This is a genomic window from Faecalibacterium sp. Marseille-Q0746, from assembly GCF_017377595.1.
GTDB lineage: Bacteria > Bacillota > Clostridia > Oscillospirales > Ruminococcaceae > Faecalibacterium > Faecalibacterium duncaniae.
This window is the reverse complement of sequence record NZ_JAFREI010000025.1, coordinates 1-23,274: the sequence shown is the minus strand read 5'-3', so window position 1 is coordinate 23,274 and position 23,274 is coordinate 1. Positions and strand designations below refer to the sequence as shown.

The following is a 23,274-nucleotide window of genomic DNA, read 5'->3' as shown; positions in this document are numbered from 1 at the left end:
TTCAACAGGATTATGATACTTTAGAATCAGAAACAGCCGCACACCTTATAAAGAGAGGTATCCTGCCATGAAGGACCAGTATCAGCATTATCTCGAGCTCCTGAAAGGACTGCGGCTGATGGACGATGATTTCTTTTCAGAAGCATTGGATGAAAAAATCGAGCCTGTGGAATATATCCTGCGCACGATTCTTGAGCGCAACGACATCAAGGTTCAGTGCACCGAGGCTCAGGTGGAATACAAAAGCGCAACCAAGCGCTCCATCAAATTGGACATCCGGGCTGTGGATACCGAGGGCCACGTACTGGACATCGAGGTCCAGCGGGCAGACAAGGGTGCCAGCGTCCGCCGGGCACGCTTCCACAGTAGTGTCATCGACCGGACGTTACTGGAAAAAGGTGAAGATTTTGACGCATTGGTGGACACCTATGTCATCTTTATCACTGAGCATGACAAATATGGTGTAGGTCTGCCGTTATATCATGTAGAGAGAACAGTCACAGAGCTGCAACACACCACGTTCGGTGATGGAGCTCATATCATTTATGTGAATGGCGCATTCCGTGATTTGGAGCATCCCGTTGGGCGTTTGATGCATGACATGAACTGTACCGACCCGAACAAAATGTTGAACCCGCTTCTTGCCAAAGAGGTACGCTATCTGAAAGAAACCGAAGGAGGGAGATCACAGATGTGCAGAGCATTTGAAGAGGTTGCGCGAGAATCCGCAAGAGATGCCGAGTATCAAAAGGCTGTACGGACAGCAAAGAAGATGCTGGCTTTGGGGCAGCTGGATCTGGAAACGATTGCTGAGTGTACAGAGCTTTCTCTCGACGAAGTAAAAGCGCTTGCAGATAAGAAACCTGCCTGACAGCGATACAAACAAACGTCCCCCTGCTCCGTTCAAACTGCAAACGGCGCAGGGGGACGTTTCATATCCCGATATGTTCAGTCCAGGCCCTTGAACCAGTTCAGGCTGTCCTTGATGCCGTGCATGGAGTCCTGAATGATCCGGCCATAGATGTAGATGCTGTATGCCGCCGCAACGACCTGCACAAAGGCCTTGCCGCACTCGATGCCAAAGGCCAGATAGGGCTTTGCCTTCTGCCAGTAGGGGCGGATCTGATCCTTCAGCTCTCCTACCCAGGCAGGAGCGCCGCCGGAAACCTGCTCCAGCTCCTCAGCGGGAATGACGGTGCACTGCGCCGGAAATTTTAAGTTCTGCTGCATGTCCGCTCCTCTCAAAGTGCCAGGCTTGCCAGCAGCACCAGAACGACGCTTCCGGCCGCCAGCCCCATCGTTGTAAGAAGGGTGTCCGGGTCTACCTCTTTCTCTTCTACCACTTCCGCGCTGCCGCCATTGGCCGACCAGTGGGCATAGACGGTGGTATCCGCACCAAACGCCGTATCGTTGGCTTTGACCTGCACATCAATGGGAAAACCGGTGACATCATCCGTACCGGTGGTGTACCAGCCATCAAAGGTGTAGCCCTCCATGCTGGCACCGGGCAGGCTGCCCAGTTTGCCCTCGTCATTGGTGCGCTCTGCGGCAGAGGTACAGGTGCCGCCGTTGGCATCAAAATAGACGATGACCTTTGCCGCAAAAGCGGTGGGGGTACACAGGCAGACCGCCAGCACACAGGCCAGCCCCGCCAGCATCCGTTTGAATTTCTTCATCCTGCGCTCTCTTTCCGGTTCAGCGTCAGACGCTGTAGCCCTGTGCCTTGATGACATCCACCACCTGAGAAACGTACTTCTGGCAGGTGTCGTGGTCAGGGGCCTCCACCATCACACGGACTACCGGCTCCGTGCCGGACTCGCGCACCAGAATACGGCCGGTATCGCCCAGTGCCTCGGCCACCGCCTTGACAGCGGCCTGCACAGCGGCATCGTCCTGTGCGGCCTTTTTATCGGTCACACGGACATTCTCCAGCACCTGCGGGTAGATCTTCAGCGGGGCGGCCAGCGCACTCAGAGGCTTCTTCTTAGCCAGCATGACCTCCATCATCTTCAAGCTGGTCAGGATGCCGTCACCGGTGCTGGCGTACTTGGAGAAGATGATGTGGCCGCTCTGCTCACCGCCGATGCGGCAGCCGTTCTTGGCCATATACTCGTAGACATACTTGTCACCCACGGCAGTCTTGGCGTAGCCGATGCCCTGCTCGTCAAAGGCCTTGTACAGACCAAAGTTGGACATGACCGTGGTAACGACGGTGTTGGTCAGCAGTTTGCCGCGCTCCTTCATGTAGCAGCCGTAGATGTACAGGATGTGGTCACCGGTGATCACATTGCCCTTTTCGTCCACGCAGAGGCAGCGGTCTGCATCGCCGTCATAGGCAAAACCCACATCCAGACCCTTTTCCACCACAAACTTCTGCAGGCCCTCGATGTGGGTGGAGCCTGCGTTCAGGTTGATGTTCAGGCCGTTGGGCTGGTTGTTGATGACGTAGGTGTCTGCGCCCAGTGCATCGAACACGCTCTTGGCAATGTTCCAGCTGGCACCGTTGGCGCAGTCCAGACCCACCTTGATCCCCTTGAAGGAGTAGATGCCCAGGCTGATCAGGTAGCCCATGTAGCGGTTACGGCCCGCCACATAGTCCACGGTGCAACCGATATGCTCCCGGTGGGCAAAGGGCAGCTCCGGCCAATCCTGATCAAAAACATGGAGCTTGCCGTCGATGTAGTCCTCCACCAGCAGCAGGGTCTCCTCCGGCATCTTTTCGCCGTAGCAGTCGATCAGCTTGATGCCGTTGTCGTAGAACGGGTTATGGCTGGCGGAGATCATAATGCCGCAGTCAAAATCATCTACGCGGGCAATGTAGGCCACGCTGGGGGTGGTGGTGACGTGGAGCAGGTAGGCATCCGCGCCGGAAGCGGTCAGGCCCGCCACCAGGCTGTACTCAAACATGTAGCTGGAGCGGCGGGTGTCCTTGCCAATGACGATGCGGGCAGGCTCGTTGTTGCCGCTGCGCTCCCGCAGTGCATTATAATACCAGCCCAGAAAACGGCCCACCTTGTAGGCGTGGTCGGCGGTCAGGTTCACACCGGCCTCGCCACGGAAGCCATCGGTGCCAAAATATTTTCCCATAGTCCTCTTCTCCTTCTATTGCAACGTTACGTTTTCTCTTATCCCTGAGAGCGCTCTCTCCTTGCTCTTACTCTTTATAATAGCATAAAACCGGAAAAGAATCCATGGGTTTGGGCATTCTGTGCAGCCCACCCTCGGAACAACAGCTCTTTTTTCAGCCTTTACTGCATCTTTAGGAAAAGTATGGTATACTTTTCATCTGGAGTAGAATAGATATGGAGGGATCCCCATGAAGCAGAAGACCCGCTGGCACGACGCGCTGGTCCTGGCCGCTGTGCTGTGCGCCGCCTTTCTCATCGTGACCGGCACACAGCAGATCACCGGCCGGATCGATGGCGTTGCATCGATGGTGTTTGTTCTGGCAGTTTTTTTGATCTCGATCTATACGGATGGTTATGTGTGGGGCGTGGTGGCTTCCCTGATCGGCGTGCTGGCCGTGAATTTTGCGTTCCGCTCCCCTTACTTTGCCTTCAACTTCACTCTGCCGGAAAACCTGTTCTCGGGCATGGCGATGCTGGTGGTGTCCATTATGACCAGCACCCTGACCACCCGCATCAAAAAGCAGGAACAGCTGCGGATGGAGAGCGAGACCGAAAAAATGCGGGCCACCCTGCTGCGGGCGGTCTCCCACGATCTGCGCACGCCCCTTACTTCCATTTACGGGGCCTGTTCCACGGTCATTGAAAATTATGACAGCCTGGAAAAAGAGCAAAAATTAAAACTTCTTGGCGAAGCCTGTTCCGATGCCCAGTGGCTGAACCGGATGGTGGAGAACCTGCTGTCCGTCACCCGCTTTGACGGCGGGCAGGTAGCCGTGCAAAAGACCCCCACCGTGCTGGACGAACTGATCGACACCGTGCTGGTGCGGTTCCAGAAGCGCTACCCCAAGGTGCCCGTTACCACCTACCTGCCCGACAGCTTCATTGTGATCCCCATGGACTCGATGCTGATCTCGCAGGTGCTGACGAACCTTTTGGAAAATGCCGCCGTCCACGCCGAGGGGATGACCCAGCTGACCCTGCGGGTGTTCACGCTGGGCAGCCGGGCGGTGTTTGAGGTATCGGACAACGGCTGCGGCATTCCGAAGGAGCGCCTGCGCACCCTGTTCACCGGTGTGCTGCCCGCCGATGCCGCGGCCGACAGCGGCAAGCACGGCATGGGCATCGGCCTTTCGGTCTGTGCCGCCATCGTCAAGGCACACGGCGGCGAGATCCAGGCCGAGAGCAAGGTGGGCGAGGGCACCAGCATCCGCTTCTGGCTGGAGACCGAATCGATCGAGACGGAGGAAAACGAAGATGAGCAATAACAAATTCAAGGTTCTGGTCGTGGAAGACGAGGCCAACATCTGCAGCTTTATTGAGACGCTGCTGGAGACCAACGGCTATCAGGCCCTTGTTGCCAACACCTGCGCCATGGGCCAGACCCTGTTCACCTCCCACAATCCGGACCTTATCATCCTGGATCTGGGCCTGCCTGACCGGGACGGGCTGGAGCTCATCCGTTTTGTGCGGCAGAAGTTCCTGACCCCCATCGTCGTGCTCTCGGCCCGCACCACCGAGCAGGACAAGATCGAAGCGCTGGATCTGGGAGCCAACGATTACATCACCAAACCCTTTGGCACCGGCGAGCTGCTGGCCCGGGTGCGCGCCGCCCTGCGCACCAACCGCTTCGGCGTGCTGGGCGGGATGCCCGGCGGCGTGTTCCAGGCACAGGGGCTTGAGATCAACTACGAGCGCCGCAAGGTCTTTGTAGACGGTGCCGAGATCAAGCTGACTCAGACCGAATACAACATCGTGGCCTTCCTCTCGGAACATGCAGGCCGGGTGATGACCTATGCCGCCATCGTGCGGGCCATCTGGGGCGATACCGACTGCGGCAGCACCAAAAAGCTGCAGGTCAACATGGCAAACATCCGCAAAAAGCTGGGCAGCGTGCCTGGCCGCAACACCTATATTCTGAACGAACTGGGCGTGGGATACCGGATGATCGACGAGGACACCGATGCCAGGCCCGAAAGCTGAGGACTGCGTATGCTTCCTGCACTGATCATTTTTCTGCTGACCTATCTTCTGATGCTGGCCCTGCCGCAGTACCGGCCTTTTGCCGCGCTGGGCGGGGCCGCTCTGTTTCTGGCTCTGGGCGCGGCGGGCCTGTGGGACTTTACCCTGATGGATGCCGCCCGGGCTGTGGATTTCAATGTCCTGCTGATGATGGCGGGCACCATGGGCACGGTCTCCCTCTTTATTGAGAGCAGAATGCCCGCCCGGCTGGCCGAGCTGCTCATCCTGCGGGTGCCCAACGTGAAATGGGCCGTGTGTATGCTGGCCCTTTTTGCCGGGGTCATCAGCGCCTTTGTGGACAATGTTGCCACGGTGCTCATGGTGGCCCCTGTGGGCCTTGCCATTGCCCGCAAGCTCAAGATCTCCCCCGTGCCCGTCCTCATCTCCATTGCGGTCTCCTCCAACCTGCAGGGAGCCGCCACCCTTGTGGGTGACACCACCAGCATCCTGCTGGGCGGCTTTGCGGGGATGAACTTCTTCCATTTCTTCTGGATGGAGGGCAGGCCCGGCATCTTCTTCGGGGTGGAGCTGGGGGCGCTGGCCTCTCTGGGCGTGTTGCTGTTCACCTTCCGGCACGAGACCCAGCCCATCTCGGCCACGGTGGAGACCGAGGTCACCGACACCGTTCCCTCCACCCTGATGCTGCTGACGGTGGGCCTGCTCATCGCGGCCTCCTTCCTGCCCCAGCCTGCGGGCGGGCTGCCGCTGGCGCTCTATGGCCTGCGCAGCGGTCTGATCTGTGCAGGGGTCTGCCTGTTCGGCATCCTGCGCGCCTGCCTGCGCCGCCGCTCGTTCGCGCCGTTCCGGCTGGCGGCCCGGGAGCTGGACTGTGACACCCTGCTGCTGTTGTTCGGGCTGTTCATCCTGATCGAGGGCATCCGCAAGGCCGGGGTCATCGATGCCGCCGCCCAGCTGTTCTACACCCTCTCCGGTAATGACCCCTTCCGGCTCTATACCCTGCTGGTATTCGTCTCGGTGGGCCTTTCTGCCTTCATCGACAACATCCCCTATGTGGCCACCATGCTGCCGGTGGTGCAGGGCATTGCCGGGCTGATGAACGGCGGTGCAGGCTTCCCGCCCGAGCTGTTTTATTTCGGCCTGCTCACGGGCGCAACTCTGGGCGGCAACCTGACCCCCATTGGCGCTTCGGCCAACATTGCAGCCATCGGCATCCTGCGCAAGCATGGTGAGCAGGTGCGCACCCGTGATTTTCTGCGCATCGGCATCCCGTTCACGCTGGCAGCCGTCCTGACAGGCTATGCGTATCTCTGGCTGGTGTGGGGCGCATAAGCGCTGCCGTGCCAAAGTAGAAGCAAAAAACGCGCTGTGTCCAACGACACAGCGCGTTTTTCTTGTTTATTCCAACCCGATCTGCTGGGCGTATTCTTCCAGCAGCTCCCGTTCCAGGAAGGGAGTTTTCACGCCCTCACGGTCGCGGTAGGTCTCGTGGCCCTTGCCGATGACGGCGATCAAGTCGCCCTCCTGGGCGTGATCCACGGCGTAGTGGAGCGCGTCCAGACGGTCTGGGATCTCCACAAACTTGGCATCGGGGTTGCCCTTATTCATGCCCACCCGGATATCGGCGAGGATGTCCTCGATCTTCTCAAAGCGGTTGTTGTCCTCGGTCAGGATGGAGAAATCCGCCATTTTGGCACAGGTCTCCCCCATGCCGTAGCGGCGCAGCTTGGAGCGGTTGCCGCCGCAGCCGAACACCACCACCAGCCGGTGGGGGTGATAAGCCCGCAGGGTGGTGAGCAGGCTCTCGGTGGAGACCTCGTTGTGGGCGTAGTCCAGCAGGATGGTAAACTTTTTGCTGATGGGCACCAGCTCCACGCGGCCCTTGACCACGCACTTGCCCAGACCCTCATGGATGGCGGCATCGGGCAGGCCCAGCACCTTGCCCACAGCCAGCGCGGCCAGCGCGTTGTAGACGCTGAACTCGCCGGGCATGTTCACCCTGACATCCATATTGTCTCTGCCGGAAACGTGGAACGCCACGCCCAGAAAATCGTGGGTGCGCAGCAGTTCACAACCCTCGGCGCGGTAGTCGGCCTTTTCACTGCGGCCATAGGTCACCAGCTTGCAGGTGTGGCCTTCCAGCAGGGCTTCGGTGTTCTCGTCATCGATGTTCACCACGCCCACATCACACCGCCGGAAGAGCTGCCCCTTCCAGCTGCGGTACTCCTCAAAGGTCTTGTGCTCACCGGGGCCGATGTGGTCAGGGGAAAGGTTGGTGAACACGCCGATATCATAGTGCACCCCCGCCACACGGTCCATCATCAGGCCCTGGCTGGACACCTCCATCAGGGCCACGTCGCAGCCTGCATCCAGAAACTGGCGGAAGGTCTTTTGCAGCTCGTAGCTCTCAGGGGTGGTGTTGGCGGTCTCCTGATGACAGCCCATGAAATAGATGCCGTTGGTGCCGATCATGCCGACCTTTTTCCCGGCAGCTTCCAGCACGCTCTTGATCATGTGGGTGGTGGTGGTCTTGCCCTTGGTACCGGTCACGCCGATCATGGTCATCTGGCGGGAGGGGTTGCCAAAGAGGTTGCCGCTCATCAGCGCCATGGCATAGCGGCTGCTCTCCACCTTGACCACGGTCACACCGGGCATGGCAGAAAGGTCAATGTCATGCTGGATGACCAGCACGCTCACGCCCTTGGCGGCGCAGTCCGCGGCAAACTCGTGGCTGTCACGCTGAGTGCCCACGATGCAGACAAAGGCAAGGCCCGGGGCTGCCTTCCGGCTGTCGTAGATGATGTCCTGCACTTCGGTATCCAGGCTGCCCTGCACCAGCGTAAAGGGCACGCCTTCCAGTAATTGTTCCAGCTTCATAACATTACACGCTCCTCATTGGGTCGTTTGGGGTTGGTTTGCATCGCCCGCCGCCGGGGTCGTTCCTTCGGCGGGGGTCGGCTGTGCCGTCGGTCCGGCTTCGGGTCCTGCCGGGGCTGCGGCGGTATCCGTTGGTGTTTCGGCAGCGGCATCTGCGGCGGCTTCACCCTCTGCCGGGGCGGTGCCGTCTGTGGCCGTGCCTTCTGCCGTCTCACCGGTCACACCTTCTTCGGTGGGTGTTTCCTCCACCGGTTCAGGCAAGATGTAGCCGGAGGGCAGCTCCGGCTCGCCCTGTGCAAAGGTGAACTTGCGGGTGCTGGACATGCTGATATGGGTGAAGTCCAGCTTTCCGGTGTCGGTCGCGGCACAGCCCTTGCCGTCCTCATTCAGCAGGACGTGCTTTGCCAGCTTGAGCTTATATTCCAGCTCGTTCAGGGTGCCCAGCCAGACACTGATGCGGTCCTGATAGAGGAAGGCCATCTCGTCCACATCCGCAAACTCGATGCGGGTCACGTCGGCGCTCATGCCTGCAGCATCCAGTGCGGCCAGCAGGGTGTTCAGGCTTTCCAGCCGCTGATCCGCTTCCTCCTCAACAGTGCCGGAGGCGCTGCTGTCGGCGGCGCTGTCCGGGGTGCTGTCCGGGATGCTGTCGGCCTTTGGCTCCGCCGCAAAGGTCAGCTGTTCGCCGGGCTCGGCAGAGACCGGTTCGCCGCCGTACAGAGTGGGCAGACCGGCAGGCTGGGCAGAATCCTTTTCCAGGATCTTCAGGCCGCCCGAGAGGGTCAGCCAGCCGGATGAGGTCTGCATGGCCCAGGCAGGCTGGGCTTCTGTTACCCGCACCACCACGGTGCCGGGGTAATCCCGCTCCACCCGGATATCCTCCAGCATGGGGAACACTTTTTCCAGCGCGGCGGCCTTGCTGCCGGGGTCAAAACTGAAGATATTCTCTTCCAGATGGACATCCAACGCCTGCAGGATCTGGTCGCTGGTATAGCCGCCGGCCTCCTGCACCACACCGTCCGCTGTCTGCACCTGAATGGAACTGATCTTGAACAGCATCGTCACGGTGAGGTAGACCCCCGCGCCGATGACGCAGAGCAGCATGACAAGGGCCGTGAGCCGCCGCATAAGCCTGCGCCGCCGGATGGCGGCCCGGGTCAGCTTCCGCTTTTTCCTGCCCTCCCGCCGGACGGGGTCACACCGGGCGTTCTGCCCCTGCACCGGCCGCATCCGCTGGCCGCTGCGATTCTGGGCGTTCTGCGGGCAGCGCTGGGCGTTCCGGTTCTGGCCGCCAGACGGGCGGCGGTTCCGCTGATTGCCCCCGGAGGTGCGCCGCTGGCCGTTCTGCCCGCTGCGGGGGCGCTGTGCGCCGCTCTGGCTGCTCCGCCCGCCGGTGGGAAAGGTGATGCTGTTATCCGGGTAGGAGCCGTAGTTCACCGTGCGCTCCGTGTACCGGCTGGGGCGGGGCGCATCGGGGTCATAATTGGGGTTCGTGATGGGGTGGCCGCCGGAGGAATATCCTGCGTACCCGCTGTACCCCAGTTCACTGCCTGCACCCGCGCTGCTGCGGCGCTGGGTGCTCTGCCCGCCGCGCCGGTCATCCCGGGCCTGATCGTAGGCCCGGCGGCGCTTGCGGTTCCGGCTGTTCCGGTCATTCTGCGGCATCCGGCTGCACCTCCTTTCCTCTGTTTTTTCCTTCCGTTACGGGGTCTTGACCAGCTTGAGCAGGGCATCCGCAATGCGGTCCAGGCTGTCGTCCACCGACAGGCTCCGGGCATTGCGGCCCATCTCAGCCAGCTTGCCGGGCTGGGCCAGCATCCCGGAAACGGTCTGCACCAGCTTTTCGCCGGTCAGGTCTTTTTCCTCAATGACCACAGCGGCGCCGGCCTTCTGCAGCTCCATGGCGTTGTAATACTGGTGGTTCTCGGCCACGTTGGGACTGGGGATGAGCACAGCGGCACGGCCCACAGCCTCCAGCTCGGCCAGTGTCAGGGCACCGGCGCGGCTGATGACAAGGTCCGCTGCAACCAGCAGCTCGGGCATATTGTTGATGTATTCCTTCACCACAAGGCTCTCGCCGGGGGCAAAGCCCTTTTCCTTTTCCAGATCCTGAAACAGCTGCACGCCGTACTGGCCGGTGGCATGGAGATGGAGGACGGGCTTGTGGTTTTTCTGCTCCCAGGCGCAGAGGTCGGCTACCACCTCGTTCACGCGGCGGGCACCCAGACTGCCGCCGAAGGAGAGGATCACGGTGCGGTCGCCTGCGCCCAGTTCGGCACGGATGGCTTCCCGGTTCTTCGCCTGAGTGAACACCTCAGGCCGGACGGGGTTGCCCACCACGATGGTCTTTTCGGGTGCGCCCAGCTTTTCCACGGCGGCGGGCACAGCGGCGAACACGATGTCCACATCCGGGGCCAGCAGCTTGTTGGTCACACCGGGAAAGGCGTTCTGCTCATGCAGGGCGGTCTTGATGCCCTGTCTGGCGGCGCAGCGCACCACCGGGCCGGACACATAGCCGCCGCAGCCAATGACCAGGTCGGGCTGGATGTCCTTCATCATCTTTTTGGCCTTGGGGCCGGAGAGTGCCAGGTTCCACAGGGTAATGATGTTCCGCTTGATATTGTTCAGGCTCAGCTTCCGCTGAAAGCCGGTGATCTCGATGTGATGGAAGGGATAGCCCGCCTGTGTGACCAGACGGTACTCCATGCCCTCTTTCCGGCCCGCAAAATGGATCTCGGCGGTGGGGTCGGCTTTTTTGATGGCTCCCGCAATGGCCAGAGCCGGGTTGATATGGCCGGCAGTGCCGCCGGCTGCAATGAGTACACGCATCTTGGTTCCTCCTTACTGTTCTGTCTGCGCTCTGCGCACGGTATCCAGCACAATTGTCTTTGCCTTGCGCTGGCGCTCCCGCTCGGCGTGGGCTTCCTCCCGTTCCAGACGGGCCCGTTCACCGTTGCGTCCGATATTGACCATAACGCCCATCTCGGCCAGCAGCAGGATCAGACTGGTGCCGCCGGAGGAGAAGAAGGGCAGCGAAATGCCGGTGTTGGGCAGGGTGTTGGTGACAACGGCGATGTTGCAGAACACCTGCCAGGCGATCTGCGCCATGATGCCGATGCCCACCAGCGTGCAGAACCGGTTTTCGGCATGGAAGGCGATCCAGAAGCCCTGCACCAGAAAGAGGACGAACAGCACGATGACGATCACCGCGCCGACGAAGCCCAGTTCCTCGCACACGACACTGAAGATAAAGTCGTTGGTGCTCTCCGGCAGCCAGAGCTGCTTTTCGATGCTGTTGCCAAGGCCCAGCCCCGTGGCACCGCCTGAGCCGATGGCGTACAGGCTCTGCTTGGTCTGGCTGGTCATCCGGTCAAGATCCTGCGTCCAGCCGTCCAGACGGCTCTGCAGGTAGTCGATGGAGTCCACATGCTTCAGCAAAGTCTCCAGCAGGAACAGCGCGGCACCGGCACAGCCCCAGGTAATGATGCCGCCGCTGCCGCCCAGCAGCAGGATGGTGCCCACGATGGCCGTGGTCAGCAGGATGCCCGACATGTGGGGCTCCAGCACCAGCAGGATCAGGACAGGCACCAGCCACAGGATGGGCCGGATGAGCTCCACCACGATGCTGTGGTGGACCCACTTGCGCAGGGGCACCTCGCCGAATTTGATCTGCGGGGTCCTGGCGGCGATGTCTGCCGTGAGCAAGATCATCTCAAACTTTGCCACCTCGGAGGCCTGTAAGGTCAGGCCGCCGAAGCTGATCCACCGGCGGCAGCCATTGATGGGGCTGCTGAACAGCACCAGCACCAGCAGGATCAGGCAGACAACATAGCCCAGCTTGACCATTCTGCGCAGGAAACGGTGGTCAAAATAGGAGAACAGGAACATCATGCCCAGGCCCAGCACCGTGCAGAGCAGCTGGGATTTGATGTAATGGAAGCTGTCCCCAAAGCGGAGATAGCCCGTGGTATAGCTTGCACTGAACAGCATGACCAGCCCGAACACCATGATGATGGCCAGGGTCGCCATCCAGTTGAGCAGGATGGGCGGCCAGGGGCCGGGGTCCCGCTGAAAGACGGAAAACGGCTCTGCTTTTTTTCTGCGGAGTGTTGCCAAACTGCACCCCTCCTTAACTGATTTTTGCCAGCTGAACGGTCAGCGCCACGCCCAGCATGGCAATGACACAAAAGGTATAAAAGATCTGTTCCGCGCTCTGGCCCCACAGCTCCAGCCAGCGGTGGAGCGGTGCCGAGCGGAACAGCTGCCTGCGGCCCCGGCTGGCCTTGCAGACCAGGATCTGCAGGGCCACCATGCCGCCCTCCAGCCAGAAGGGCAGGGCCAGCGGCAGGGTAAGGTCAGGCCAGCCGATGCACAGGGGAACGCACCCCAGCATCCCGGCCAGAAACAGGCTGCCCACGCTGCCCAGCCGCAGCTTTGCGGGCGGGAAGTTCCAGAGCAGGAAGGCCATCAGAGCACCGGCCAGCGCGGCGGGCAGAACGCCCAGCGGGAACCAGCCCAGCAGGGTCATCACCCCCATCAGGCCCAGCATGGCCGCAAAGGATGTGCCGCAGACGATGCCGTCCATGCCATCGGCAATGCGGGCACACTCGGCCAGTGCGACCAGCAGCCCTTCCCACAGCAGCGGGGCGGCAATGCCCAGATCGACATAGCCCACACCCGGCAGGGTGATCCCGGCTGCAAGGCAGCCTTTGGCTCCCAGCAGCACCAGCACCACGGCACCGGCAGCGGCTTCCAGCCCAAGGCGGGTGTACCGCCGCAGGCCCAGCACGGAACGGTTGCGGATGCGGGCCAGATCCTCCAGCAGGCCCACACCGCCAAAGAGCAAAGCTCCCAGCAGCGCTGTGAGCAGCCGGACCGAGAACAGGCTCTCAGCCCCCAGCAGTTCAGGCTGAGCCACACAGGCGGCTGTCCAGCCCACGCCCACAGCAGCCAGCACCCCCACCATCAGGCAGAGCCCGCCCATGGTGGGGGCCTGCGGCGGGCGCTCCGGCTCGGCATCCGGTGCTTCCTGCTTGGGTGATGGTGCCTGCCGGGCCTTGGGCTCATCCCAGCGTCCCTGGAACGCCCGCAGCAGCGGCACCATCAGATTCCCGAGCGCCGCCGTGAGGAAGAACCCCAGCGTTGAGGCGGCGATCAAGGCGAAACGAATCATAGCTCGATGTTACTCCTTGTAAAAGATCTCCAGCACTTTTTCCAGTGCCATGCCGCGGCTGGCCTTGACCAGCAGGGCATCGCCGGGCTGCATTTTGTTCAGCAGGGCCTCGGCGGCCTGAGCGTAGGTGTCGGCATGGAGGGTGGGCAGCCCCTTGGCAGCAGCCACCACGGCAATGCGCTTGGCCTGCTCGCCATAGGTGACGAGGTAGTCCACCTTGTTCTCCACAGCCTGACGGCCCACCTCCTCGTGGGCGGCGCGGCTGATATCGCCCAGCTCCAGCATATCGCCCAGCAGGGCAAAGCGGCGCTTGCAGGGATATTCCCTGAACATGGCCAGCGCGGCCTTCATGCTGTCGGGGTTGGCATTGTAGCAATCCTCAATGACATCCACGCCTCTGACGTGCACCACCTTCTGGCGCATCCCGGTCTGCTCAAAGTCGGCCAGACCGGCAATGACCCGGCGGGCATTCAGCCCCAGACGGGTGGCGGCGCAGTAGGCAGCCAGTGCGTTGGCCACATTATGCCGGCCCATGGCGGGGATCTTTACGAGGAAAGTCCCCTCCTCGTGATCCTCCAGCACAAAGCTCATGCCCTTTTCATCCTGCTGGATGGACAGGGCACAGACATCGGCGTTCTCATCGCCCAGGCTGAACCAGACCGGGCGGACATGGTCGGGCAGAACGGCCTTGCGCAGGAAGGGGTCGTCCCCGTTCAGCACCAGCGGAGCACCCTCCGGCAGACCGGCGCAGATCTCCAGCTTTGCCTTGCAGATGTTCTCCTGACTGCCCAGATTGCCGATGTGGGACACACCGATGCAGGTGATGATGCCTACATCCGGGCGGGCGCACTTGCTCAGGCGCTCGATCTCCCCGGCGTGGCTCATTCCCATCTCCACCACGGCGTACTGGGTCTCTTTGCCGATGCGGAACATGGTGCGGGGCAGGCCCAGCTCATTGTTCTGGTTGCCCTCGGTCTTGATGGTACTGCCAAAGCCTGCAATGGCGGCGTAGGTCATCTGCTTGGTGGTGGTCTTGCCCACGCTGCCGGTCACGCCCACCACTTTGGGGTGGAACTGGCTGCGATAATTGGCCCCCAGCACCATCATGGCGTGGTAGCTGTCCGGGCAGATCACGCTCTTCTCCTCCGGCACGCCTTCCACGGGGTGGTTCAGCACCACGCAGAGCGCGCCGTTTTCCAGCGCCTTGGCGGCAAAATCATGGCCGTCGAATTTTTCGCCCGGGAACGCCACAAAGATGCACCCGGGGCAGACCTCACGGCTGTCGGTGGTCACCAGCGTGACCGGGGTCTCGCACTGGGCCAGCGCGTTGACGGCCAGGCCCTCCAACAGGATGTTTGCTGCAATTGCTTCCATACTCTCATTCCCCTTTATCCACAGATCAGATGTACGATGGTTCCCTGCTGGACGCTGGAGCCGGGTGCCTCACTCTGGCTCTGGACCGTGCCGGAGCCTTCGACTGTGCAGTTGAACCCTGCGGCGTTCAGCATCTGCCGGGCAAAGTCCGCGCTCTTGCCGGTCACGTCCGGCACCTCGGCGTGCTTGCCCTCATAGGTATCGGTATACAGATAAACGGTGGTGCCGTAGGGCACCTCTGCCCCCGCGCGGGGGTACTGGTAGGTAACAAGGGCGGCGGTCTGGTCGGATTCGCTCTCGGCCAGGTGATGCTTCAAGCCCTTGATGTTCAGCTGCACCTGCGCGTTGCTCCACTCCTTGCCCGTCAGGTTGGGCACCTTGACGGTGGTGCCGCTGCGGTCCACGCCGTCGGTGGCGATGCCCAGATAGGGCGCGATCTCACTGATGATGTTGCCCACCACCGGAGCTGCCAGAATGGAGGAATAGTCGGTGCGGGCATTGTTGGGGTCGTCCAGCATGACATAGACCAGGATCTCCGGGTCGTTGGCGGGCAGGACAGCCGCAAAGGATGCCACCTTCTTGTAGTCGCCATCGGCGCGGCGGTCCATGTTCAGCTGCTCGGAGGTGCCGGATTTGCCGCCGATGCGGTAGCCTGCAACGTAGGCGTTGCCGCCGCCGCCCTGGGTGCCGTCGCCCACCTCAAACTCCATGATCTGGCGGATGGTCTCGCTGGCGCTCTCGCTGATGACCTGACGGCGGATGTTGGTGCCGATCTCCTGCACCACATTGCCGTTCTGGTCCGTGATCTTATCCACCACATGGGGGGTGACCAGATAGCCGCCGTTGACTGCCGCCGAGATGGCGGTGCACACCTGCAGCGGGGTCACGGCCATGGCCTGACCAAAGGCGGAGGAGGCCAGCTCCACCTCGCCCAGACGGCTCTTGCTGTAATACTGCATGAAGCTGGTCTCATTGGGCAGGTCCACACCGGTGCGCTCGGTAAAGCCGAAGGCATCGAAGTAATCATAGAACAGGCTGGAACCCACGCGCTGGCCCAGCTGGATGAAGTAGATGTTGCAGCTGTTGCGCAGGGCCTCGGCCAGATTCTGGGCCCCGTGCGACTTTCTGCCGGCGCAGTGGTAGGTCTGCTTTGCCACGCTGTAAGCACCGGAGCAGTTCAGGGTGGTGTAATAGGTCGCCTTGCCGCTGTCCACACCCATGGCGGCGGTGATGACCTTGAACACGCTTCCGGGGTAGTACAGCTCGGTGATGGTCTTGTTCTTCCACTGGATATCCCGGTAGGTGCCGGTGTAGTCGGCTTCCTCATCCGCGATCTTCTGGCCGTTCTCGTCCCGCAGGTAATTGCCGTTCTCGTCTTTTTTGTAGATGGTGTACAGCTCCGGCTCAGCCTGCACCTGCTCCGTCAGGTAGGCCAGATTGGCGCTGAAATCCTGTGGGTCATTGGGGTCAAAGTCCGGCTTGGAGGCCATGGCAAGGATGGCACCGGTCTTGACATTCATCACAATGGCGCAGCCGCGGTTCTCAACGGTGTTGGCCGCCACGGCCTCGTTCAGGTAGCGCTCCACCACCTCCTGAATGTTCACATCCAGCGAGAGCACCAGATTGGAACCGTCCTTGGCGGCGTAGGTGGTGGCGTTTTCATCGGCAATGGCGTTGCCGTAGGCGTTGCGCAGGGTGATGGTGCGGCCATTCACACCGGCCAGCGTGGACTCATAGGAGTTTTCCAGACCGTACACGCCCTGACCATCCGCATTGCAGAAGCCCAGCACGGCGGCGGCAAAGCGGCCGTAGGGGTAATCCCGCTGGAAGCCCTTGGAGGCCGACACCGACACCCGTCCCTTGCGGACAGTGGGGGTGCCGTCGTCGCCCTCCTGCTGGCCCAGCCCCAGCTTGGCCAGGATCTTTTCCAACGCACCGGCGGATTTTCCGCTCTTGCTGTGGGCCTTGTTGTAGGTCTTGACGTATTCTTCAATGGAGAGCTTGATGGCGTTGTTGACCTTGGTGGCCAGCACCTGATAGGAGCTTTCGTTTTGGGAGAGGGCATCGCAGACCGCCTGATACTGGGTCTGGTACTCTGCCGAAGTGGTGTCCACGCTGTCCAGACTCTCGCCGTCGCCCGAAAGCAGGCGCAGGGTGATCTGGGTGCAGACCTCCTTCATGGCGGCCTCATCGATGGTGCGGGTCTCCGCCTTGGTGTCCTGATCGGTGGTGGTGGTATACAGGGCCGTGCTGTAAGAGGGGTCGGCCCAGATGGTCCAGACCACGCTGGTGGAAGCCAGCGTGATGCCGCTGGTGTCGTAGATCTCACCGCGGGTGGCCTGAATGGTGCTGTCCAGCAGCTGCTGCTCGGCGGCGTACTGGCGGTAGGTGGCACCGTCGCGGATCTGGATCTTGTACAGGCTGTAGATCACGGTCAGCGCGGCGACCACCACAAGAAGCACGGCGGCACCAAAGCTGATATGACGCAGCCGGGCACTGAGCCGTGCGTGCGGGTCCGCACTGCGGCGGCGGGCACTGTTCTTTTTGGGATTGGAGGATGGTGTTTGCATTGCGTACTCCCGAAGAAAACCGAAAAAGCGTGCGCTGCCGCACGCTTTTCGTTGTTTGGTTTATTTTGCCGTTCTGACAGAGGCAAGAATGGTCATTGCCCCATCGTGGAGCAGATCCGACCACTGCCGCACAGCGGATGCCTTGCGCACCAGAACGCTGCCCTCATCCAGCCGGATGTAGGTGATCTGGCTCTGGTCGATCTTCATCAGCCCCAGGCGTGTGGCGGTCTCCTCAACACTTGTGATGTTGGTGCGGCTGTTCAGGGCACTGTTGTAGTATGTATACTGGCTCTGCTCGCTCACAAGCTCTGCCTTGGCGCTCTGGATCTGAGAGTTCAGCTCCACCAGCTGCGCCTCGCTCCACAGCAGGCTTACCGCAAAGCCCACCAGCAAAGCCGCGCCCACCAGCTGCAGCGCGTGCTGCATGGCGGCCCGCACGGGGTTCAGCCGCCTTTTGCCGCCCTTTTCTACCCGCAGCGGAACTTTGGGCTGTGCCTGCGGCGCTCTTCTGCGCCGAACCTCTGTCATATCGTATGCTGCCTGACCCATGGTGATCTCCTCCTCACATCTCCGGGGCTTTGCCGCCCTCAGATCTTTTCCAAAACCCGCAGGTGGGCCGAGCGGCTGCGCCGGTTCTCTTCCAGCTCCTGCGTGTTGGCTTCAATGGGTTTGCGTGTGATCAGCTTTGCCTTGGCTTTGCCGCCGCAGACGCACACCGGGAACTCCGGCGGGCAGGTACAGGCGGTGGACCAGCGGCGGAACTTGTTCTTGACCAGCCGGTCCTCCAGCGAGTGGAAGGTGATCACGCAAAGTCTTCCACCCGGTGCGAGATGCGCAAAAATGGTGTCCAGCCCCTCTTCCAGTGCGTCCAGCTCATGGTTTACCGCAATGCGCAGTGCCTGGAAGGTGCGGCGGGAGGGGTTTTTGTTCTTCCGGCGCTCCGCCGGGGGCATAGCGCTGGCCACGATATCCGCCAGCTGCAATGTCGTTTCAATGGGGGCAGTTTCCCGGGCTTCCACGATCCTGCCCGCGATCTGCCAGGCGAAGGGCTCCTCGCCGTAATCCCGCAGGATGCGGGCCAGCTCCTCCCGGCTCTCGCTGTTCACGAGATCGGCGGCCGTCTCACCCTCCTGGCTCATCCGCATGTCCAGCGGGGCATCTGCCCGGTAGGAAAAGCCCCGGGCCGCGTCATCCAGCTGATGGCTGGACACGCCCAGATCGAGCAGCGCGCCGTTGATCGTTTCAATGCCCAGCTGCTCCAGAGCTTGTCCGGCATAGCGGAAGTTGATCTGCACCACGGTGGCAGGCAGGCCCGCCAGCCGGGCCCGGGCCGTCTGCACGGCATCGGGGTCCTGATCCAGCGAGATGAGCCTGCCGCCCTGCTCGCCGTTCAGCCGCAGGGCGATCTGGCGGGAGTGCCCCGCGCCGCCCGCCGTGCCGTCCAGATAGGTGCCCGCCGGGTCGATCTTCAGGCCGTCCAGGCACTCGTTCAGCAGCACCGGGACATGCTCAAACGAGGCCGGGTCAAAGGGCTGTGCTGTTTTTTCTGTGTCCATGTTCCCAGCCTCCTTTCAAAACTCAGATAAGATCCTGCATCTGCCGCCCTTTTCTGCCCGAAGCTGCTGCCCGGGAAAGCGGCCTGCGGCCTGCCGGGAGTTTGTGGCCCGGTCAGCCTTGAGGATACAATTTTATTGTAACAAAACAGGCCCCTGATTGCAAGAGTTTCCCTTTTGTTTTTTCTCTCAAAATGTACCAAAAAAAGCCCCTGCAAGCCGTCATTTTTGCTTGCAGGGGCCGGAAGCTCTCACCGGGAAATTTCACATTCCCGCATCAGAGCTGTTTCCGGGGGCTCTGGCGCAGGTTTGCACGGACATTTTTGACCTGTGCGGCGTTTTCCGCCATCGTCTCTTCCGTGGTCTTGAGCATATTATCACAGTAGTCGGTCACGGTCTGGCGGACAGTGCGGGCCTCGGTCTGGGCGGCGGAGACGATCTCTCCGGCGCGCTGCTGGGCTGCCTTGACGATCTCGGCCTCGCTCACCAGCACACGGGCGCGCTCCTCGGCCTTTTTTACAATGGCCTGCGCCTGTGCGTTGGCCGATTCGATGAGCTGAGCACGGTCGCTGACAATGGACTGGGCCTGCCGCAGCTCCACAGGCAGGTTCTGGCGGATCTCGTCCAGATAATCCCGGATCTGCTCCACATCCACGATGCGCTTGCCGCCCGAAAGGGGCATTCCGGCGCTCTCCTCCAGCGTATCCTCAATGGTATCCAAAAGCTCGTTTACGTTCATTCCGCATCTCCCTCTCCAGCGCTCTGCCGGGGCTTACCATACTTCCACAGCAGGACTTTGCCGTATTTATACTGTTTTTTCAGGGTCATGCCGCCCACCTCGGCAGGCAGCACCAGGCCGGTCTCACTCTCGCAGATCACGATGCCGCCCGGGGCAAGGCATTTATCCACGCCGGGCAGGATCTTTTCCAGCGTGCCGTTGTGGAAGGGCGGGTCCAGCAGCACGATGTCGAACTGCTCATGGCAGGCGGAGAGATACCGTGCCGCCTCGCCGATGTTGACCCGGCTGCGGTCAAACACGCCGCAGTTCTTGCAGTTCTTCATCACGATGTTCACGGCCTCCCGGTTCTCGTCCAGGAACACGCACCGGGCCGCACCCCGGCTCAGGGCCTCGATGCCCAGCTGGCCGCTGCCTGCGTAGAGGTCGAGCACCCGGGCACCGGGCAGGTCGAACTGGACGATGCTGAACATGGCCTCCTTGACCTGATCCATCGTCGGGCGGGTGATCTCGGTGCCGGGCAGGGCTTCCAGCCTGCGGCCCCGTGCTTCTCCTGCAATAACGCGCATGTATCTGCCTCCTTCTCCCGCTGTCCGGGCCCCCTGCCCGGCCAGCAGCTGTTTCGTGTTTTCGTATCTCCATATTATCGTCAAAACGCAACTCTTTGTCAAGGGCACGCGTTGCACTCAGGGTGCAATTGTGCTAAAATCAGGGCAAAGCGTCCCATGTGCGGCGCGTTTTGCCAAAAAAGGAGAGTATCTGCTTATGAAAGTCCTGCTCATCAACGGCAGCCCCCACGAGAAGGGCTGCACCTATACCGCCCTGTCCCTGATCGCCGGGGAGCTGAATGCCAGCGGCATCGAGACCGAGATCCTGAACGTCGGCACAAAGCCGGTGGGCGGCTGCATCGGCTGCGGCGGCTGTGCCGCCGGTAAGGGCTGCGTGTTCGGCGGCGTGGTCAACGAGGCCATCGAAAAGGCCAAGACCGCCGATGCATTTGTGTTCGGCACACCTGTCCACTATGCGTCCGCCTCCGGCAACATGACCAGCTTCATGGATCGTCTGGCCTACGCGGGCGGCAAGTATCTGGCCTACAAGCCAGCTGCCATCTGCGCTTCGGCCCGCCGCGCCGGCACCACCACCACGCTGGACCAGCTGGTGAAGTACCCCGAGTTCTTCCACATGCCGCTGGTCAGCGGTTCCTACTGGCCCATGGTGCACGGCTCCAAGCCCGAGCAGGTACTGGAGGATGAAGAGGGCTGCGCCGTGATGCGGGAGCTGGGCCGCAACATGGCCTGGCTGCTCAAGTGCATCGAACTGGGCAAAGCAAACGGCATCACCCACCCCGAAAATCCCCGCCGCCCCATGACCAATTTCATCCGCTGAACCCTGTGTTTTCCCTGCGCCTCTGTCCTCCCTGGCAGGGGCGTTTTTTGTCGTCAATCCGCATAAAAAGAGCTCTCTTTTTTCTGTTCCTCTCACAATTTTCTCTTTCTGCGATCCATGCTATAATGAAGATGAGATCAGAGAAGTTCACCCCCATACTTTCTCAAAAAGGAGGCGTTTACCATGAAAAAGATTCTTTCCGCATTTTTCGCCGCTTTTCTTCTGGCAAGTCTATGTGTTCTTCCCGCATTCGCAGTGTCTCAGGCTCGTTCTGTAAATGCTACAACAACTGCCGAAACCGTGTCCCTTGTCTGCGAATATTGCGGACAGAGCGATATGATTTGTGTGGATGAGTATTATGCTTCCTGGTATACAGTCAATTTTATTCCTTGTCAGGGACGCGATCCCCGATATAATGATTCGGTCGAGAATCGCACTCATGTTGAAATTTATCAATGTCAATCCTGTAAGTTTGGCACCAGCGTAGTTTCTACGGAAGAGCAGATTTCCCACAAACATCCTGCTATGCGTGCCTACGACCTTCCCAGATTCTGATATTTCCTTTGCGCCTCTGTCCTTGTCGGCAGGGGCGTTTCTGATTTTAACAGCTTTTTCTGCAAAAACGGAAAAAATAAGGGACGGAGTGCTTTTTTCGTTCACAACTTTGTGGTAGCATAAGGGTAAGAATTTTTTTGTGCAGAGCGATGGAGACAGGCTATGGAACACTACGATTGGAACGACGGCTGGCTGTTTGCCCCCACCTTTGATCCCGCCATCGTCCGCCCCGAATGCACCGGGGTGGAGCTGGAGCCGGTGCGCTTGCCCCACACGGTCAAAACGCTGCCCTACAACTATTGCAACGAGAACGAATACCAGCGGGTGTCCGGCTACCGGCGGGAGTTTTTTGCGCCCAAAGAGTGGCAGGGCCGCACGGTACTGCTGACCTTTGGAGCCGTGGCCCACGATGCCACCGTGTTCTGCAACGGGCGGCGGGTGTTCCACCACGGGTGCGGTTACACCGCTTTCACTGTGGACCTGACCGAATCGCTGCTGCTGGGCCAAAAAAATGTGGTGGCTGTCCGGTGCGACAGCCGGGAGGACCTGAACATTCCCCCCTTCGGCGGGCAGATCGATTTTCTGACCTACGGCGGCATCTACCGGGCCGTCAGTCTGGACGTGAAGGAGCCCGCCTATCTGCGTGACATCTTCATCGAGGCGCAGGCCGAGGGCGATTTCCGCATCTATTCCTCCACAGTGGGCGAGACCATCGGCTGCACCCTGCAGGCCGAGATCCGCAGCCCCGCCGGGAGCAGAGCCCTGTACAGCGGTGAGCTCAGCCTGCCCATTGTGGGCACCCTGAACGGCGTGCACCCCTGGAGCGTGGAGCACCCCTTCCTCTATACCCTGACCGTCCGGCTCATCCGGCCCGGCACCAGCGGTCTGCCCGACCGGGTGCTGGACGAAAAGAGCACCCGGTTCGGCTTCCGCACCATCCAGTTCGTGGCCGGGGGCTTTTATCTGAACGGCCAGCGGGTGGAGCTGCGGGGCCTGAACCGGCACCAGAGCTACGCCTATCAGGGCTATGCCATGCCGGACAGCATTCAACAGCTGGATGCCCAATTGTTGAAAAAGCAGCTGGGCTGCAATGCAGTGCGCACCAGCCACTACCCCCAGAGCCCGGCTTTTCTGGATGCCTGCGATGAGCTGGGCCTGCTGGTGTTCGTGGAGATGCCCGGCTGGCAGCACATCGGGGATGAAGCCTGGCAGGCCCAGGCATTGCAGAACTGCCGCGAGATGGTCTGCCAGTGCCGCAACCACCCCAGCGTGTTCCTGTGGGGCGTGCGGGTGAACGGCAGTTCCGATAACGAGGCCTTTTACAAGCGCACCAACGAAGCCGTCCATCGGCTGGACCCCACCCGCCCCACCGGCGGCGTGCGGATCGCCCGCAAGAGCCAACTGCTCGAGGACGTTTACGCCTACAACGATTACTCCTATTCCGGCCGCGGCCCTGGCTGCGAGCCCCGGTCTGCCGTTACGCCTGACCTCCGCAAGGGTTACCTCATCAGCGAGTTCGGGGGCCAGCAGTTCCCGGCCAAAGCCTTTGACGACGAGCCGCACCGGCTGGCACAGGCTCTGCGCCACGCCGCCGTCCTCAACGATGCCATTGCCCAGCAGGGCGTGGCCGGTGCCCTTGGCTGGTGCATGGCCGATTACAACACCCACCGCGAGTTCGGCAGCGGCGACCGCATCTGCTACCACGGCGTGACGGATCTGTTCCGCAACCCGAAGCTCTCTGCCGCCGTCTATGCAAGCCAGAAAACGCCCCGCTCCCCTTCGGACGTGGTGTTCGAGGTCTCTTCCAGCATGGCGCTGGGCGACCACCCCGGCGGCTTTGCCGGGGCCTGCTGGGTGTTCACCAACGCCGAGAGCGTCCGCCTCTACCGGGACAACGATTTCATTGCCGAGTTCGCCCCCGACCGCCGGGGCCGCTTTGCCGCCC

The 23,274-nt window shown here is 61.2% G+C and carries 21 protein-coding genes; 7 read left to right on the top strand and 14 right to left on the bottom strand.

Annotation, left to right across the window (positions count from 1 at the left end; genetic code table 11):
* The first annotated feature begins 67 nt into the window (after positions 1 to 67).
* On the top strand, positions 68 to 871 hold the full coding sequence (locus J3351_RS12505; RefSeq protein WP_156070401.1) for a PD-(D/E)XK nuclease family transposase: 804 nt from the start codon (positions 68 to 70) through the stop codon (positions 869 to 871).
* Between the two features lie 77 nt (positions 872 to 948).
* On the opposite strand, the gene J3351_RS12500 is transcribed toward J3351_RS12505, so the two are convergent.
* From J3351_RS12500 to glmM, 3 genes are read right to left on the bottom strand one after another with little or no spacing between them, the layout of a single operon-like run.
* Positions 949 to 1,230 carry a hypothetical protein gene (locus J3351_RS12500; protein WP_207697864.1) on the bottom strand — a complete coding sequence of 94 codons (282 nt, stop codon included), beginning with the start codon at positions 1,228 to 1,230 and terminating at the stop codon, positions 949 to 951.
* Between the two features lie 11 nt (positions 1,231 to 1,241).
* Complete coding sequence (locus J3351_RS12495; protein ID WP_207697863.1) at positions 1,242 to 1,676, bottom strand: InlB B-repeat-containing protein; 435 nt, start codon at positions 1,674 to 1,676, stop codon at positions 1,242 to 1,244.
* 25 nt (positions 1,677 to 1,701) lie between these two features.
* The gene (gene glmM / locus J3351_RS12490) at positions 1,702 to 3,087 is read right to left on the bottom strand and encodes a phosphoglucosamine mutase (RefSeq protein ID WP_098923474.1); all 1,386 of its coding nucleotides are present in this window, start codon (positions 3,085 to 3,087) and stop codon (positions 1,702 to 1,704) included.
* 229 nt (positions 3,088 to 3,316) lie between these two features.
* On the opposite strand from glmM, the gene J3351_RS12485 reads away from it, so the two are divergent.
* Genes J3351_RS12485 through J3351_RS12475 form a run of 3 tightly spaced genes read left to right on the top strand, consistent with a single transcriptional unit; the run spans position 3,317 to position 6,437 of the window.
* Positions 3,317 to 4,393: an ATP-binding protein gene (locus tag J3351_RS12485; protein ID WP_207697862.1), complete on the top strand. Its 1,077-nt coding sequence runs from the start codon at positions 3,317 to 3,319 to the stop codon at positions 4,391 to 4,393.
* On the top strand, positions 4,383 to 5,108 hold the full coding sequence (locus J3351_RS12480) for a response regulator transcription factor (RefSeq protein WP_154277365.1): 726 nt from the start codon (positions 4,383 to 4,385) through the stop codon (positions 5,106 to 5,108). Before J3351_RS12485 ends, J3351_RS12480 begins: the two co-directional genes overlap by 11 nt.
* Before the next feature lie 9 nt (positions 5,109 to 5,117).
* On the top strand, positions 5,118 to 6,437 hold the full coding sequence (locus J3351_RS12475) for an SLC13 family permease (protein WP_207697861.1): 1,320 nt from the start codon (positions 5,118 to 5,120) through the stop codon (positions 6,435 to 6,437).
* A gap of 66 nt (positions 6,438 to 6,503) precedes the next feature.
* On the opposite strand, the gene J3351_RS12470 is transcribed toward J3351_RS12475, so the two are convergent.
* From J3351_RS12470 to rsmD, 11 genes are all read right to left on the bottom strand, one after another.
* Positions 6,504 to 7,982 (bottom strand): UDP-N-acetylmuramoyl-L-alanyl-D-glutamate--2,6-diaminopimelate ligase, encoded by a 1,479-nt coding sequence (locus tag J3351_RS12470; protein ID WP_005930048.1) that lies wholly within the window; start codon positions 7,980 to 7,982, stop codon positions 6,504 to 6,506.
* 15 nt (positions 7,983 to 7,997) lie between these two features.
* Complete coding sequence (locus J3351_RS12465; protein ID WP_242699406.1) at positions 7,998 to 9,647, bottom strand: FtsQ-type POTRA domain-containing protein; 1,650 nt, start codon at positions 9,645 to 9,647, stop codon at positions 7,998 to 8,000.
* A 36-nt stretch (positions 9,648 to 9,683) separates the two neighbouring features.
* The gene (gene murG, locus J3351_RS12460; RefSeq protein ID WP_207697860.1) at positions 9,684 to 10,811 is read right to left on the bottom strand and encodes an undecaprenyldiphospho-muramoylpentapeptide beta-N-acetylglucosaminyltransferase; all 1,128 of its coding nucleotides are present in this window, start codon (positions 10,809 to 10,811) and stop codon (positions 9,684 to 9,686) included.
* A 12-nt stretch (positions 10,812 to 10,823) separates the two neighbouring features.
* Positions 10,824 to 12,098 carry an FtsW/RodA/SpoVE family cell cycle protein gene (locus J3351_RS12455; RefSeq protein WP_207697859.1) on the bottom strand — a complete coding sequence of 425 codons (1,275 nt, stop codon included), beginning with the start codon at positions 12,096 to 12,098 and terminating at the stop codon, positions 10,824 to 10,826.
* Between the two features lie 13 nt (positions 12,099 to 12,111).
* Positions 12,112 to 13,155: a glycosyl transferase family 4 gene (locus J3351_RS12450; RefSeq protein ID WP_207697858.1), complete on the bottom strand. Its 1,044-nt coding sequence runs from the start codon at positions 13,153 to 13,155 to the stop codon at positions 12,112 to 12,114.
* Positions 13,156 to 13,164: 9 nt separating this feature from the next.
* Entirely contained in the window at positions 13,165 to 14,529 is a 1,365-nt protein-coding gene (gene murF, locus J3351_RS12445) for a UDP-N-acetylmuramoyl-tripeptide--D-alanyl-D-alanine ligase (RefSeq protein WP_097772924.1), read from the bottom strand.
* Between the two features lie 14 nt (positions 14,530 to 14,543).
* Complete coding sequence (locus tag J3351_RS12440; RefSeq protein ID WP_207697857.1) at positions 14,544 to 17,099, bottom strand: penicillin-binding protein 2; 2,556 nt, start codon at positions 17,097 to 17,099, stop codon at positions 14,544 to 14,546.
* Positions 17,100 to 17,159: 60 nt separating this feature from the next.
* Positions 17,160 to 17,648, bottom strand: coding sequence for a cell division protein FtsL (locus J3351_RS12435; protein WP_207697856.1), 489 nt, complete (start codon positions 17,646 to 17,648; stop codon positions 17,160 to 17,162).
* Between the two features lie 38 nt (positions 17,649 to 17,686).
* On the bottom strand, positions 17,687 to 18,655 hold the full coding sequence (gene rsmH, locus J3351_RS12430) for a 16S rRNA (cytosine(1402)-N(4))-methyltransferase RsmH (RefSeq protein ID WP_005930069.1): 969 nt from the start codon (positions 18,653 to 18,655) through the stop codon (positions 17,687 to 17,689).
* A 274-nt stretch (positions 18,656 to 18,929) separates the two neighbouring features.
* Entirely contained in the window at positions 18,930 to 19,391 is a 462-nt protein-coding gene (locus J3351_RS12425; protein WP_005930075.1) for a hypothetical protein, read from the bottom strand.
* Complete coding sequence (gene rsmD, locus J3351_RS12420) at positions 19,388 to 19,957, bottom strand: 16S rRNA (guanine(966)-N(2))-methyltransferase RsmD (protein ID WP_154277357.1); 570 nt, start codon at positions 19,955 to 19,957, stop codon at positions 19,388 to 19,390. Before rsmD ends, J3351_RS12425 begins: the two co-directional genes overlap by 4 nt.
* Before the next feature lie 196 nt (positions 19,958 to 20,153).
* On the opposite strand from rsmD, the gene J3351_RS12415 reads away from it, so the two are divergent.
* The 3 genes from J3351_RS12415 to J3351_RS12405 all read left to right on the top strand — a co-directional run.
* Complete coding sequence (locus tag J3351_RS12415; RefSeq protein ID WP_035393384.1) at positions 20,154 to 20,774, top strand: flavodoxin family protein; 621 nt, start codon at positions 20,154 to 20,156, stop codon at positions 20,772 to 20,774.
* Between the two features lie 183 nt (positions 20,775 to 20,957).
* Positions 20,958 to 21,329, top strand: a complete 372-nt coding sequence (locus tag J3351_RS12410) for a hypothetical protein (RefSeq protein WP_156062055.1) — start codon at positions 20,958 to 20,960, stop codon at positions 21,327 to 21,329.
* Between the two features lie 162 nt (positions 21,330 to 21,491).
* Positions 21,492 to 23,274 (top strand): glycoside hydrolase family 2 protein (locus J3351_RS12405; protein ID WP_207697855.1); only part of this gene is annotated, 1,783 nt, incomplete at its 3' end.

What these genes read in the sequence shown, in the direction of transcription:
- J3351_RS12505 (WP_156070401.1), top strand. Translation starts at nt 68, where the DNA reads ATGAAGGACCAGTATCAGCATTATCTCGAGCTCCTGAAAGGACTGCGG.
- J3351_RS12500 (WP_207697864.1), bottom strand. Translation starts at nt 1,230, where the DNA reads ATGCAGCAGAACTTAAAATTTCCGGCGCAGTGCACCGTCATTCCCGCT.
- J3351_RS12495 (WP_207697863.1), bottom strand. Translation starts at nt 1,676, where the DNA reads ATGAAGAAATTCAAACGGATGCTGGCGGGGCTGGCCTGTGTGCTGGCG.
- glmM (WP_098923474.1), bottom strand. Translation starts at nt 3,087, where the DNA reads ATGGGAAAATATTTTGGCACCGATGGCTTCCGTGGCGAGGCCGGTGTG.
- J3351_RS12485 (WP_207697862.1), top strand. Translation starts at nt 3,317, where the DNA reads ATGAAGCAGAAGACCCGCTGGCACGACGCGCTGGTCCTGGCCGCTGTG.
- J3351_RS12480 (WP_154277365.1), top strand. Translation starts at nt 4,383, where the DNA reads ATGAGCAATAACAAATTCAAGGTTCTGGTCGTGGAAGACGAGGCCAAC.
- J3351_RS12475 (WP_207697861.1), top strand. Translation starts at nt 5,118, where the DNA reads ATGCTTCCTGCACTGATCATTTTTCTGCTGACCTATCTTCTGATGCTG.
- J3351_RS12470 (WP_005930048.1), bottom strand. Translation starts at nt 7,982, where the DNA reads ATGAAGCTGGAACAATTACTGGAAGGCGTGCCCTTTACGCTGGTGCAG.
- J3351_RS12465 (WP_242699406.1), bottom strand. Translation starts at nt 9,647, where the DNA reads ATGCCGCAGAATGACCGGAACAGCCGGAACCGCAAGCGCCGCCGGGCC.
- murG (WP_207697860.1), bottom strand. Translation starts at nt 10,811, where the DNA reads ATGCGTGTACTCATTGCAGCCGGCGGCACTGCCGGCCATATCAACCCG.
- J3351_RS12450 (WP_207697858.1), bottom strand. Translation starts at nt 13,155, where the DNA reads ATGATTCGTTTCGCCTTGATCGCCGCCTCAACGCTGGGGTTCTTCCTC.
- murF (WP_097772924.1), bottom strand. Translation starts at nt 14,529, where the DNA reads ATGGAAGCAATTGCAGCAAACATCCTGTTGGAGGGCCTGGCCGTCAAC.
- J3351_RS12440 (WP_207697857.1), bottom strand. Translation starts at nt 17,099, where the DNA reads ATGCAAACACCATCCTCCAATCCCAAAAAGAACAGTGCCCGCCGCCGC.
- J3351_RS12435 (WP_207697856.1), bottom strand. Translation starts at nt 17,648, where the DNA reads ATGGGTCAGGCAGCATACGATATGACAGAGGTTCGGCGCAGAAGAGCG.
- rsmH (WP_005930069.1), bottom strand. Translation starts at nt 18,655, where the DNA reads ATGGACACAGAAAAAACAGCACAGCCCTTTGACCCGGCCTCGTTTGAG.
- J3351_RS12425 (WP_005930075.1), bottom strand. Translation starts at nt 19,391, where the DNA reads ATGAACGTAAACGAGCTTTTGGATACCATTGAGGATACGCTGGAGGAG.
- rsmD (WP_154277357.1), bottom strand. Translation starts at nt 19,957, where the DNA reads ATGCGCGTTATTGCAGGAGAAGCACGGGGCCGCAGGCTGGAAGCCCTG.
- J3351_RS12415 (WP_035393384.1), top strand. Translation starts at nt 20,154, where the DNA reads ATGAAAGTCCTGCTCATCAACGGCAGCCCCCACGAGAAGGGCTGCACC.
- J3351_RS12410 (WP_156062055.1), top strand. Translation starts at nt 20,958, where the DNA reads ATGAAAAAGATTCTTTCCGCATTTTTCGCCGCTTTTCTTCTGGCAAGT.